The organism is Acinetobacter sp. ANC_7513 (assembly GCF_056779915.1).
This window is the reverse complement of sequence record NZ_JBWYIW010000003.1, coordinates 62,845-76,287: the sequence shown is the minus strand read 5'-3', so window position 1 is coordinate 76,287 and position 13,443 is coordinate 62,845. Positions and strand designations below refer to the sequence as shown.

Below are 13,443 nucleotides of genomic sequence, written 5' to 3'. Positions count from 1 at the left end.
TATTTTTTTCTAAGTCAATTTGCAAAAATTGCTCGGTAATTTTATCGAGTATAAAGATGAGTGATGATGCCAATGAGGGCGTTATGATTCGTCATTGGTATTAGAAACTCTCTAATGCTATACGCCCCATGGTCTTTTGTACCAGATGGGTGAATGTCAATTTACCGATTTGGCATTATCAATCATGGGCGAGCTTAGAAAGCTCCCTGTAATGTTTTGCAATAGGAAATGGGTCCACAAATGCAAGAAGTTGCTGACGCATTGCGTCTTGACACTGAACTTTCCGCTGACAGTGCAGCGTATATTGAAGAACTTTATGAGCAGTATTTAGTTGCTCCAGAATCAGTCGGTGCTGATTGGCAAGAATACTTTGGTAAGTTCCCAAAAGGGGATCAACCACACAGCAATGTACGTGAGCAATTCCTTTTATTGGGTCGTAACTCAAACCGTATTCAGCCTGTCGTTCAAAGTTCAGTTAGTTCTGAGCACGAGCGTCGTCAGATTGGCGTATTACAATTAATCGCTGCATACCGTAACCGCGGTCATCAAAAAGCAAAATTAGATCCATTAGGTTTGGCAAAACGAGAAGAAGTGCCTGATCTTGATCTAGCGGCTCATGGTTTAACCAAATCTGACTTAGATACTGTATTCAATACAGGTAATCTTGCAATTGGCAAAACTGAAGCAACTTTAGGTGAAATGGTCAATGCGATGGAGGCGACGTATTGCGCTTCTATTGGTGTTGAATATATGCACATTGTTGACACTAAAGAGAAACGTTGGATTCAACAACGTCTTGAAGGTGTGAAAGGTCAATTTGGTTTTTCAGCAGAACAAAAGAAACATGTTCTTGAACGTTTAACTGCAGCTGAAGGCTTAGAGAAATACTTAGGCAATAAGTATGTTGGTGCTAAGCGCTTTGGTGTGGAAGGCGGTGAATCTTTCATTCCGATGGTTGATGCTGTTATTCAACGCGCAGGTTCTGTGGGATGTAAAGAAGTTGTGATCGGTATGCCACACCGTGGTCGTCTCAACTTGCTTGTCAATATCATGGGTAAAAACCCAGCAGATCTTTTCGGTGAATTTGAAGGTAAATCACTTCACAAGAAAGGTTCTGGTGACGTTAAGTATCACCAAGGTTTCTCGTCAAACGTAATGACTCCAGGTGGCGAAGTTCATTTGGCATTGGCATTTAACCCATCACACTTAGAAATCGTAGGGCCTGTAGTTGAAGGTTCAGTACGTGCTCGTCAAGTTCGTCGTAAAGACATTGGTGGTGATGACGTATTACCAGTAATCGTACATGGTGATGCTGCATTTGCTGGTCAAGGTGTGAACCAAGAAACCTTCCAAATGTCACAAACACGTGGTTATACGGTAGGTGGTACAGTTCATATTGTTGTCAATAACCAAGTTGGTTTTACAACATCAGATCCACGTGATGCACGTTCTACTGAATACTGTACTGATATCGCGAAAATGATTCAGGCACCAATCTTCCATGTGAATGGTGATGATCCTGAAGCTGTATTGTTTGTTGCTCAACTTGCACATGATTTCCGTCATACTTTCCGTAAAGACGTTGTTATCGATATGTTCTGTTACCGTCGTCGCGGTCACAATGAAGCAGATGAGCCAGCAGCAACTCAGCCAATGATGTATCAAGTCATTAATAAGAAAACGACGACTCGTGCATTATATGCTGACAAATTAGTACAAGAAGGTGTAATTGATCGTGCGACTGCAGATCAGATGATCGAAGATTACCGTGCTGATTTAGAAGCAGGTAAACATGTTGCTAATGCACTTGTACTTGAACCGAATAAAAAAATGTTCGTTGACTGGACGCCATACTTAGGTCACGAATACACTGACGTTTGGGATACTACTTTCCCTGAAGAGCGTTTAAAAGAACTTGGTCGCAAAATGCGTGAGCTTCCTGAAGGCTTCGTGATGCAGCGTCAAGTTTCTAAGGTGATCGATGATCGTCTTAAAATGCAAACTGGTGAAATGCCATTGAACTGGGGTGCAGCTGAGACTCTAGCTTATGCTTCGTTATTGGACGAGGGTTATCTTGTTCGTTTAACTGGTGAAGATGTTGGTCGTGGTACATTCTCGCATCGTCATGCGAAGCTTCATAACCAAGTAGACGGTTCGACGTATATTCCACTTTGCCATATTAAAGAAAATCAACCGCGTACAGCGATTTATGACTCATTATTGTCTGAAATGGCAGTATTGGCATTCGAATATGGTTATGCAACAACTCTACCTAAGAGCTTAATTATTTGGGAAGCACAATTTGGTGACTTCGCGAACTGTGCTCAAGTTGTTATTGACCAATTCATTGCTTCTGGTGAGACAAAGTGGGAGCGCGTTTGTGGTTTAACGATGCTTCTTCCACATGGTTTTGAAGGTCAAGGCCCAGAACACTCATCTGCACGTTTAGAGCGTTTCTTACAGCTATGTGCTGAAGAAAACATGCAAGTGATGACGCCTACAACTCCTGCACAGATTTTCCATGCTTTACGTCGTCAGGCGATTCGCCCAATTCGTAAACCAATGATTATCATGTCTCCAAAGTCATTATTACGTCACAAATTAGCGGTATCTAATCTTGATGAATTGGCGAACGGAACTTTCCAAACTGTGATTGATGAAGTTGATAACATTAATAAGTTGGATGTGACTCGTGTAGTGCTTTGCGGTGGTAAGGTTTATTACGATTTACTTGAAAAACGTCGTGAAAATGAATTGAACAACACTGCTATTGTTCGTGTTGAACAATTGTACCCATATCCAGAAGCACGTTTAGCGGAAGTACTTGCACAATATCCAAATATGAAAGAGCTTTTTTGGGCGCAAGAAGAACCGAAGAACCAAGGCGCATGGTTATTCATCGCACCACGTTTATACGAAGGTGTTATGAAGTCAGGTCAACAAATTCAAATCAGCTATGCAGGACGTGAAGCATCTGCTGCACCGGCTTGTGGCTCACCATATTTACATGCAAAACAACAAGCACAACTCGTTAACGAAGCGCTTGCGATCGTAGCAGAATAATCAGGAGAATCTTAAGAATGGCAACCGAAATTAAAGCACCGGTATTCCCAGAGTCAGTTGCAGACGGAACAATTGCAACTTGGCACAAACAACCAGGTGAAGCGGTATCACGTGATGAAGTGATCTGTGATATCGAAACGGATAAAGTTGTACTTGAAGTTGTTGCTCCTGCAGATGGTACGATTGCAAATATCATTAAAGGCGAAGGCGACACAGTTCTTTCTGATGAAGTAATTGCTACATTTGAAGCAGGTGCTGTTTCTGGTGCTTCTCAAACTCAAGCTGTTCAATCTGAAGAGAAAGTTGAACAAGCTGCGGCTGCTACAGAAGCGGGTGCTGCTCCGGTTGTTGAACGTGCTCAAGCTCCTGTTCAAGACCAAGCTCCAGCTGTTCGTAAGGCATTAACTGAAACTGGTATCAATGCATCAGAAGTTTCAGGTACAGGTCGTGGTGGCCGTATCACTAAAGAAGATGTGGCGAATCACCAATCTAAACCTGCTGCTCCTGCTGCTGCACCATTAAGCGTAGCTGTAGGTGAGCGTATTGAAAAACGTGTTCCTATGACACGTCTTCGTAAGCGTGTGGCTGAGCGTTTACTTGCTGCAACGCAAGAAACAGCAATGTTAACGACGTTCAACGAAGTCAACATGAAGCCAATCATGGACATGCGCGCTCAGTACAAAGATGCTTTTGAAAAGCGTCATGGTGCTCGTTTAGGCTTTATGTCATTCTTTGTTAAAGCTGCAACTGAAGCACTTAAACGCTACCCAGCTGTAAATGCTTCAATTGATGGTGATGATATCGTTTATCACGGTTACTATGACATCGGTGTAGCGGTATCTTCTGACCGTGGTTTAGTAGTTCCAGTATTACGTGATACTGATCGCATGAACTATGCTGAAGTAGAAAATGGTATTCGTGATTACGCATTCAAAGCACGTGATGGTAAGCTCGGCATTGAAGATATGACAGGTGGTACATTCACGATCACTAATGGTGGTACTTTCGGTTCATTGCTTTCAACACCAATTTTAAATACGCCACAAACTGCAATTTTGGGTATGCATAAAATCCAAGAGCGTCCAATGGCGGTAAATGGTCAAGTTGAAATCTTACCAATGATGTATTTAGCGCTTTCTTATGACCACCGTTTAATTGATGGTAAAGAAGCAGTAGGTTTCCTTGTAACAATCAAAGAATTGTTAGAAGAACCAGCTAAACTTATCCTTGATCTTTAATTCTAAAGAATAAATCCATGGGCTTAGAGCGATCCTCTAGGCCCATTTTTGGAGAGAAGAATGTCTCAACAATTTGATTTAGTAGTAATCGGCGGTGGTCCAGGTGGTTATGAAGCTGCTATTCGTGCAGCACAACTGGGTTTCAAAGTTGCATGTATTGAAAAGCGTATTCATAAAGGAAAACCATCTTTAGGTGGTACTTGCTTGAACGTGGGTTGTATCCCATCTAAAGCACTTTTAGACTCTTCACATCGTTATGAAGATACTGTTCATCATTTAGATGATCATGGTATTACGACGGGCGAAGTGAAATTCGATCTTCAAAAGTTACTTGCTCGTAAAGATAAAATCGTCAACCAACTTACAATGGGTATCGATGGCCTATTGAAAGGTAACGGTATTGAATGGTTGCAGGGTACAGGTAAATTATTAGCTGGTAAAAAAGTTGAGTTTGTTCCACATGAAGGTGAAACTCAAATTTTAGAACCTAAATATGTCATTCTTGCCTCTGGTTCTGTTCCTGTAAATATTCCTGTTGCTCCTGTAGATCAAGATCTTATCGTTGATTCTACCGGTGCGCTTGAATTCCAAGAAGTACCTAAACGTTTAGGTGTAATTGGTGCAGGTGTAATTGGTCTTGAACTAGGATCAGTATGGCGTCGTTTGGGTGCAGAGGTTGTTGTTTTTGAAGCAATGGATGCATTTTTACCAATGGCTGATAAAGCTTTGGCTAAAGATTACCAAAAAGTATTAACGAAGCAAGGTCTTGATATTCGTGTTGGCGCAAAAGTAGCTGGTACAGAAATAAATGGTCGTGAAGTGACAGTTAAGTACACTCAAGGTGGCGAAGACAAAACTCAGACTTTCGACAAATTGATCGTTTGCGTGGGTCGTAAAGCGTATGCAGAAGGTTTATTAGCAGAAGATTCTGGCATTAAACTTACTGAACGTGGTTTGGTTGAAGTAAATGATTGGTGTGCAACTTCTGTTGAAGGTGTATATGCAATTGGTGACTTAGTACGTGGTCCAATGCTTGCACATAAAGCAATGGAAGAAGGCGTAATGGCTGTTGAACGTATTCATGGTCACGCAGCTCAAGTGAACTATGACACGATTATTTCTGTGATCTATACACACCCTGAAGCGGCGTGGGTTGGTTTAACAGAAGAACAAGCGAAAGAAAAAGGTCACGAAGTTAAAACAGGTCAATTTGGTTTCGCAGCGAATGGTCGTGCGATGGCAGCAGGAGAAAACGCTGGTTTCGTGAAATTTGTTGCTGACGCTAAAACGGATCGTTTGCTTGGTATGCACGTGATTGGACCTGCTGCGTCTGATATCGTTCACCAAGGTATGATCGCACTTGAATTTGTATCAAGCGTTGAAGATCTTCAATTAATGACATTTGGTCACCCAACATTCTCTGAAGTAGTTCATGAAGCTGCGTTAGCAGTAGATGGGCGAGCGATTCACGCGATTCAGCGTAAACGTAAATAACACAAAAAAGAGCGGCTGAGGCCGCTCTTTTTGCATTTGGTGGTTGTTTTTGTTTGAATAATCATCTAAAACTAGAATACTAAATTTAATAAATGCCAATATTTATTGCGAAGGAAGTTTAAATATTGGTGTGTCATAAAAAGTGAAAAGTAGTAAAAGGTAAAACAATGAATTTACACGAGTATCAGGCGAAATCGCTGTTAAAAAAATATGGTATGCCAGTTCAGGAAGGCATCATCGCTACAAATGCAGAGGAAGCAGTAAAAGCATTTGAACAGCTAGGCGGCAAATTCGCTGTTATGAAAGCACAAGTACATGCCGGTGGGCGTGGAAAAGCTGGCGGCGTTAAAGTTGTTAAGTCAGCTGATGAAGCAAAAGAATATGCTTCGCAAATTATTGGTACTCGTTTAGTTACATATCAAACGGATGCAAATGGGCAACCAGTTAACAGTGTACTCGTTGCAGAAGATGTCTATCCAGTTGAGCGTGAATTGTATTTAGGCGCAGTTGTTGATCGTTCATCACGTCGTATTACTTTCATGGCTTCTACTGAAGGTGGTGTCGAAATTGAAAAAGTCGCTGAAGAAACTCCAGAAAAAATTATTAAAGTTGAAGTAGATCCATTGGTTGGCTTACTTCCTTTCCAAGCTCGTGAAGTCGCTTTTGCTTTAGAGCTGAAAGATAAACAGATTAATCAATTTGTTAAAATTATGTCTGCAGCTTATCAAGCGTTCGTAGAAAATGATTTCGCATTGTTTGAAATTAATCCATTGTCAGTCCGTGAAAATGGTGAAATTTTGTGTGTTGATGCCAAGGTCGGTATTGATTCGAATGCTTTATATCGTTTGCCAGAAGTTTCTGCTTTAAGAGATAAATCGCAAGAAAATGAGCGTGAGCTCAAGGCATCTGAGTTTGACCTTAACTATGTTGCTTTAGAAGGTAATATTGGTTGTATGGTGAATGGAGCAGGTCTTGCAATGGCAACCATGGACATCATTAAACTCTATGGTGGTCAACCAGCAAACTTCTTGGATGTAGGTGGTGGCGCAACCAAAGAGCGTGTAATTGAAGCATTCAAGATCATTTTAGCGGATCAGTCAGTACAAGGTGTGCTGATCAATATCTTCGGTGGTATTGTGCGTTGTGACATGATTGCTGAAGCAATTATTGCAGCGGTTCAAGAAGTAAATGTAACAGTGCCTGTTGTTGTTCGCTTAGAAGGGAATAATGCAGAACTAGGTGCAAAATTACTTGATGAATCTGGTCTTAAACTAATTTCTGCAAACGGCTTATCTGATGCCGCAGAAAAAATTGTTGCTGCAGTAAAAGCATAAGGAGTATCAATCATGAGCGTATTAATTAATAAAGACACTAAAGTATTGGTACAGGGCTTTACGGGTAAAAATGGTACATTCCACTCAGAACAAGCTTTGGCTTATGGTACTAAGGTTGTGGGTGGTGTGACTCCAGGTAAAGGCGGTCAAACTCATTTAAATCTACCTGTATTCAATACAATGAAAGATGCAGTGAAAGAGACTGGTGCTGATGCATCGGTCATTTACGTTCCTGCACCATTTGTATTGGATTCTATCGTTGAAGCAGTTGACTCTGGCGTTGGACTGATTGTTGTTATCACTGAAGGTGTACCAACCATTGATATGCTGAAAGCGAAACGCTATCTAGAAACCAATGGAAATGGCACTCGCTTAGTGGGTCCAAACTGTCCAGGTGTTATCACGCCGGGTGAATGTAAGATTGGTATTATGCCAGGACATATTCATCAGCCAGGACGAATCGGTATTATTTCGCGTTCTGGTACGTTGACCTATGAAGCTGTTGCACAAACTACGAAGTTAGGATTAGGTCAATCAACGTGTATTGGTATTGGTGGAGATCCAATCCCTGGTATGAATCAGATTGATGCTTTGAAACTGTTCCAAGATGATCCAGACACAGATGCAATTATTATGATTGGTGAGATTGGTGGTACAGCTGAAGAAGAAGCGGCAGAATATATCCAATCAAATGTGACCAAACCTGTTGTTGGTTATATTGCTGGTGTGACTGCACCGAAAGGTAAGCGAATGGGTCATGCTGGTGCTATTATTTCAGGTGGTAAAGGCACGGCAGAAGAAAAATTCGCTGCGTTTGAACGTGCTGGAATGGCATATACACGTAGCCCAGCTGAACTTGGTTCAACGATGCTAGAAGTACTTAAAGAAAAAGGTCTAGCTTAATGCTTTAAGTAAAAAAGCCTCCTGAGTGGAGGCTTTTTTTCATGCATAATAATAAGATATAGAAACGTAAAATTAATATGATTCAAAATTTAAAACTTTATTTACAAGCTTTGATGTTTTTTTCAATTTCTGCTGTTCACGCGAATTCCTTGGATCATGATGAAAATACGAATGATCAAAATCTCATTTTTAATTTTTTTGAAGCTCAGCAAGAACTTCACTATGAGCCTGCCATAGAAGATTTAAATAGTGAACAGACCAAGATTGCAGAATTAAATGAGAAAGAATATTCGAAATTTGATGTATTGACGCATTCAATTTTTCAATCCGAACGTATTCAATTTTTTAATTTCACGGCTTTTGATCGGAATGAATTGAAGAATAAACTTGATACAGGTCATTTTGACTTATCAAATCTGGAACAATTAAGCATTACGTTTGGATACGGTGTTGAGTATTTACTGAAAGAGAATCAAACGATAGGATACGAGTTTTTATCCTCGTTTCCCTACGATCGAGGCAGATTGATTCGGATTTTTTGGAATCAGACATTTTAAATGTCTAATCTATTTTTTGATAAAGGCCTGATTTAACAGTTCCAGCTTTGGTTTCTTTTATGAGACGCCATGAAGAAGGTAGATTAAGTGATGACAATGGTTGATCGGCTTCGACATAAATAAATGCATCTGCTTTGAGTTTTGGGTCAATCAATGAAGCCAACTCCTCCCAAAGATTTAAACTATAGGGAGGATCTAAAAAAACTACATCGAATTGATTGTTTGAGAGTTGTTTTAGCGCGATTTGGGCAGTGCTTAGAATCAGTTTTGCATTATTCACATTTAAAAGCGCTAAGTTTGATTTTAAAAATTTATTTTGCTCTAAATTAGGTTCGATCATCGTGACATGAGCTGCCCCTCGAGATAGCGCTTCAAAACTTAATGCACCAGATCCAGCGCAAACATCTAGCACCTGCGCTTGTTGAATATCCCACATTAACCAATTAAATAAAGTTTCGCGTACACGATCTGGTGTTGGTCTTAAACCCTCAATAGTGGCAAAAGGTAATACACGTCGTTTCCATTCACCACCAATGATGCGGAGTTGATTTTTCATTTATTGACTCGTGTTACGTTGAGTGTCAGTGGTTGCATTCGTTGCATTCGTTGCATTCGTTGCATTCGTTGCATTCGTTGCATTCGTTGCATTCGTTGCATTCGTTGCATTCGTTGCATTCGTTGCACTGTTGCTGTTACGTGATGTTTGGAGTTCACGAGGAAGTGCATTTGGATCGGCTGATAAATTACTAGATCCGCTAGGTAATTCACCAGGCTTAATGCCTGCTGTCATTAAGCCGCCGCTGACAACATGATTCATCGGCTTTATTGGCTTACGATCACGATGGAGTAACCAATAATCTAATACAGGACGTGCGAGCGCGGTTGCTCCTGAACCTCCACGACCATTTTCCCATATCACTGCAATCGCTATTTCTGGGTTGTCGGCAGGGGCGAAGCCTACAAATAAGCCGTGATCGAGTTGACGTTCAGTTAATAAAGCTTCGTTATACTTTTTACCTTGCGCAATACTCTTGACCTGAGCGGTACCTGTTTTACCCGCAATTTGATATTGCAGTCCACCACGAATCCCTTTACCTGTTCCAGATTGGATCACATCCACCATGGCATCACGCATCTTAATCCAATCTTCATCAGTACCATTGAAGGCAATTTTATAATCTGGTGCATTGTGGACTTTGAATTGCTTTGTTCCTTTGGTTTCACGTAATACATGCGGTGTAACATGGGCGCCATGATTTGCAGTAATTGCAGTTGCCATCGCAAGTTGCAAGGGGGTAGAAGTGAACGCACCTTGCCCAATACTGACTGAGATTGTTTCCCCTTTGAGCCATTTAGAATTGCGAGTACGCATTTTCCATTCTGGCGAAGGATACAATCCTGTACTTTCGCTAGGAAGGTCTACACCCGTTTTCTCACCAAATCCAAACTGACGCATCCATGTGTTCATACGATCGATCCCCATCTGGTAAGAAAGAACGTAATAGTAAGTATCACATGAGACAACAATGGACTTGTGCATATTGACTACACCATGCCCCGTTTTTTTCCAGTCGCGGAATTTGTGAGAGTCTCCTGGTAAGTGGAAATAACCTGGATCTGAAATAGCAGTTGACCAATCGACAATACCGTAGTGAATACCCCCTAATGCAGCCATAGGCTTAATGGTAGAACCTGGTGGATAGGTCCCTTGAACTGCGCGGTTATACAACGGCTGATCTAAATTGTCACGCAGTGCACTATAGTCTGTATGACTGATACCAGTCACGAATAAATTGGGGTTGAAACTCGGACTCGAAACGAGTGCCAAAATTTCACCTGTACGTGGATCCATTGCAACAATTGCACCACGACGCCCCGCAAGTTGCTCAGCAGCTACTGTTTGGAGACCATAATCAAGTGATAAATAGAGGTCATTACCGCGTACAGAATCTTTACGCCCTAACTTCCGTAAGACATTACCAAATGCATCTGTCTCAATAGATTCAAAGCCAGGTGAACCATGCAACAGGTCTTCGTAAAATTTTTCTACGCCAATTTTACCGATCAGGTTGGTGCCTGCGTAAGCATCTTTATCAATGCTTTTAAGTTCTTTATCATTAATACGACCGACATACCCAATAACATGGGCAAATAATTCACCATGTGGGTAATAACGCGTCATTTGGGTTTCAATGGAAACACCAGGAAATTTAAACTTTACTTCGCTAAATTTAGCGATATCTGTTTCAGTTAAGTTTAGTTTAAGCGTTACACGTTCAGTCTTTTTTGCGGTTTTTACACGACTCATGAAGCGTTCAATGTCTTCTTCGCTCAAGTCAATAATCTTTCTAAGGCGTTCTACCGTGTCTTCAATATCAGGCACATCCGCTTTACTTAATGTAGCCGTAAAAACTGGATAATTGTCAGCCAGTAGAATGCCGTTACGATCAAAAATATAACCGCGGGCAGGGGAAATCGGTTGTAAACGAATTCGGTTTTTGTCCGATGCATCTTTAAACTGGTCGTAATGCACAATTTGCAAATAAGCATATCGAGACAATAGAACAAGTAAAAAAAAGATTACCACGCAAATAGCAAACACCACTCGACTACGAAAAATTCGCTTTTCTTGTTGTACATTCTTCAGTGGGAACTGCTGCTTCATAGATCTTTACTTTTTTGCGGGTAAAAGCTGACTTTATATCAAAGTATTTTAACTCAGATTGACTATAAAATTTGTAAAATTAATAAATAGTTCGTATGTTATAAAAATTAAAATTTGACCAAATAGACACTAATTTTAAAGCTTGTTGTATATAAGAACGAAAATTATTCTGTTAAAGTCGAATCACTATGGATGAATAATAATATTGTTCTCAGTTTGAGAAAATGGAGAAAATAATGAGAAAAATCGTTTCCTTTGCTGTCATGATGTGGGTAGGGAATTTAGCATACGCAGATTTTTCATCGTTTTATCCTGAAGCAAAATTGAAACCAGAACAATTTTCTAAAATAAATGTGGGTGCTGGTGTTACACAACGGTTAGCGCATGGGAATTTAGAATACGTCACTCCATACGGTATTGGATACGGAAAGCTTGGCGCTTTCTTAAATGACGACCACGATGTGGGTGCTCAAGTCGGTTTTCGTTACCCAATAATTCTCGGAACTAAGGACTTAAATGGATTTTATTTAGGTGCATTTGCTGGTCATCTAAAATCAAAAACAGTCAATGGTGAAAAGGAATCTCAACTCGGTGGTGGTATAGATTTATCTTATGTCATGCTGAATAAAGAAAGAATTAGTACATTTAGTGTAGGGATAAAAGCAGGAGAGGAAATCACGCAAGGAAACCAAGTGATTTTTGAAACTAAACCAGAACTACAGTTTGCTTACACCTTAAGTGTAGGATTTTAGAAAGCTTTATGGTTTTATACCTCAAGTTCGACTGCAATTAGATATATGAATATGAGAGTCATGAATGTTTGGATATGTGAGTGATTTGTGGCAAGCCTTCGTCAATCGACCTGATTTTTATGCAGTACTGAGTATTATCCCAGTAACCGCATTTGTGACTTGGGCTCACGTCTGGATGGCACTCAAGATGGTGTTTTATCCAATTAAGTTTTGGGGTTTTCACTTAGGTCCGCTTCCGGTGGGATGGCAAGGAATTGTTCCACGTAAGGCAGGACGTATATCGGGTATTATTACCGACAATACACTATCAAAACTTGGCTCCTTACGAGAGTTCTTAGATGCGATGGATCCCGAGGATACTGCTCGTATCATTGGTGAACAGGTTGGCTTTGAGTTAGAGCACTTAATTGATGAAGTGATGATGGATCGCAATGCGGTTCTATGGGAAAACTTACCTTACTCAATCAAGAGACGTATTTATGCGCAAGCACATAAGCAACTTCCAAATGTTTTGAAAGAGCTCGTAACCGAATTAACTTTAAATGTTGAGTCGCTCGTGGATATGCGTGCGATGGTAGTGAGTCAAATGGAAGGCGACCGTCAATTGATGGTCAATATGTTCCTAAAAGTGGGTCAAAAAGAAATTAACTTCATTTGGCATATCAGTGCATTAATCGGTATGTTCTTCGGTATCTTCCAAATGATCGTTTGGTTTGTGGTGCCTTGGCATTGGACTGTACCATTCTGGGCAGCAATTTGGGGCTTTTTAACAAATTGGATTGCAATTTGGATGGTATTTAATCCAGTTGAACCACACTATATACGTTATCCACAATTCTTTGAATTAACGAAAGATCGTAAATTCCCTTGGATAAAACCTGTCATTCCACGCATTGGTTCTTATAATATTCAAGGTGCGTTTATGAAGCGCCAAGAAGAAGTATCTGATGTATTTGCACGTGTAGTGACTGAAGATTTGATTACATTGAAATCTATTATGATGGAAATGATGTATGGTGGAAAAAAAGACAAAACACGCCGTATTGTTAAACGTCATATCAATGAAATCATGGAAACACCATTGGTTCGTACATCATTACAGCTATCTTTAGGTCCAAAAGAGTATGCAAAACTCAAGACAGACTTGATCGATCGCTCAATTGAAATTACGATGGTGCCTGTATGCGACCCAGCTTTTAATGCGAGCCGCGCACAGAAAATCTATCAAATGTTTAAAGAACGTATCCGTGAATTAACGCCGCGCGAGTTTCAAAATCTATTACGTCCTGCATTCCAGGAAGACGAATGGATCTTAATTGTGCTAGGTGGGGTAACAGGTTTCTTCGCGGGTCTGATTCATTTATTTGTGGCTTTCTTATAAATAGATGCTGGATTGGTGCCTACCAAAGACATTAACCAAGTATCGTCGATATAGTT

Annotated in this window: 10 protein-coding genes; 8 read left to right on the top strand and 2 right to left on the bottom strand. The window is 40.5% G+C overall.

Annotation, left to right across the window (positions count from 1 at the left end):
- Positions 1–240 precede the first annotated feature (240 nt).
- From AC1M9B_RS05500 to AC1M9B_RS05475, 6 genes are all read left to right on the top strand, one after another.
- Positions 241–3,063 carry a 2-oxoglutarate dehydrogenase E1 component gene (locus AC1M9B_RS05500; RefSeq protein WP_481608731.1) on the top strand — a complete coding sequence of 941 codons (2,823 nt, stop codon included), beginning with the start codon at positions 241–243 and terminating at the stop codon, positions 3,061–3,063.
- A gap of 17 nt (positions 3,064–3,080) precedes the next feature.
- A complete protein-coding gene (odhB, locus tag AC1M9B_RS05495; protein ID WP_035268505.1) occupies positions 3,081–4,301 on the top strand; it encodes a 2-oxoglutarate dehydrogenase complex dihydrolipoyllysine-residue succinyltransferase in 1,221 nt (406 codons plus the stop codon).
- 60 nt (positions 4,302–4,361) lie between these two features.
- Entirely contained in the window at positions 4,362–5,795 is a 1,434-nt protein-coding gene (lpdA, locus tag AC1M9B_RS05490; RefSeq protein ID WP_035268502.1) for a dihydrolipoyl dehydrogenase, read from the top strand.
- Positions 5,796–5,962: 167 nt separating this feature from the next.
- Positions 5,963–7,129, top strand: a complete 1,167-nt coding sequence (gene sucC, locus AC1M9B_RS05485) for an ADP-forming succinate--CoA ligase subunit beta (RefSeq protein ID WP_035268500.1) — start codon at positions 5,963–5,965, stop codon at positions 7,127–7,129.
- A gap of 12 nt (positions 7,130–7,141) precedes the next feature.
- Positions 7,142–8,032: a succinate--CoA ligase subunit alpha gene (gene sucD, locus AC1M9B_RS05480; protein WP_035268498.1), complete on the top strand. Its 891-nt coding sequence runs from the start codon at positions 7,142–7,144 to the stop codon at positions 8,030–8,032.
- Positions 8,033–8,181: 149 nt separating this feature from the next.
- A complete protein-coding gene (locus AC1M9B_RS05475) occupies positions 8,182–8,589 on the top strand; it encodes a hypothetical protein (protein WP_481608730.1) in 408 nt (135 codons plus the stop codon).
- Between the two features lie 4 nt (positions 8,590–8,593).
- On the opposite strand, the gene rsmD is transcribed toward AC1M9B_RS05475, so the two are convergent.
- The gene (gene rsmD / locus AC1M9B_RS05470) at positions 8,594–9,145 is read right to left on the bottom strand and encodes a 16S rRNA (guanine(966)-N(2))-methyltransferase RsmD (RefSeq protein WP_481608729.1); all 552 of its coding nucleotides are present in this window, start codon (positions 9,143–9,145) and stop codon (positions 8,594–8,596) included.
- On the bottom strand, positions 9,146–11,254 hold the full coding sequence (mrdA, locus tag AC1M9B_RS05465; RefSeq protein WP_481608728.1) for a penicillin-binding protein 2: 2,109 nt from the start codon (positions 11,252–11,254) through the stop codon (positions 9,146–9,148).
- A 236-nt stretch (positions 11,255–11,490) separates the two neighbouring features.
- Between mrdA and AC1M9B_RS05460 the strand changes: the two genes are divergently transcribed.
- Positions 11,491–12,006, top strand: coding sequence for a hypothetical protein (locus AC1M9B_RS05460; protein ID WP_035268492.1), 516 nt, complete (start codon positions 11,491–11,493; stop codon positions 12,004–12,006).
- Positions 12,007–12,070: 64 nt separating this feature from the next.
- Positions 12,071–13,387 carry a DUF445 domain-containing protein gene (locus AC1M9B_RS05455; protein ID WP_035268489.1) on the top strand — a complete coding sequence of 439 codons (1,317 nt, stop codon included), beginning with the start codon at positions 12,071–12,073 and terminating at the stop codon, positions 13,385–13,387.
- The last annotated feature ends 56 nt before the right edge of the window (positions 13,388–13,443 follow it).

Excerpts from the sequence above, each read along its gene's own strand:
- AC1M9B_RS05500 (WP_481608731.1), top strand. The coding sequence starts at position 241 with ATGCAAGAAGTTGCTGACGCATTGCGTCTTGACACTGAACTTTCCGCT.
- odhB (WP_035268505.1), top strand. The coding sequence starts at position 3,081 with ATGGCAACCGAAATTAAAGCACCGGTATTCCCAGAGTCAGTTGCAGAC.
- lpdA (WP_035268502.1), top strand. The coding sequence starts at position 4,362 with ATGTCTCAACAATTTGATTTAGTAGTAATCGGCGGTGGTCCAGGTGGT.
- sucC (WP_035268500.1), top strand. The coding sequence starts at position 5,963 with ATGAATTTACACGAGTATCAGGCGAAATCGCTGTTAAAAAAATATGGT.
- sucD (WP_035268498.1), top strand. The coding sequence starts at position 7,142 with ATGAGCGTATTAATTAATAAAGACACTAAAGTATTGGTACAGGGCTTT.
- rsmD (WP_481608729.1), bottom strand. The coding sequence starts at position 9,145 with ATGAAAAATCAACTCCGCATCATTGGTGGTGAATGGAAACGACGTGTA.
- mrdA (WP_481608728.1), bottom strand. The coding sequence starts at position 11,254 with ATGAAGCAGCAGTTCCCACTGAAGAATGTACAACAAGAAAAGCGAATT.
- AC1M9B_RS05460 (WP_035268492.1), top strand. The coding sequence starts at position 11,491 with ATGAGAAAAATCGTTTCCTTTGCTGTCATGATGTGGGTAGGGAATTTA.
- AC1M9B_RS05455 (WP_035268489.1), top strand. The coding sequence starts at position 12,071 with ATGTTTGGATATGTGAGTGATTTGTGGCAAGCCTTCGTCAATCGACCT.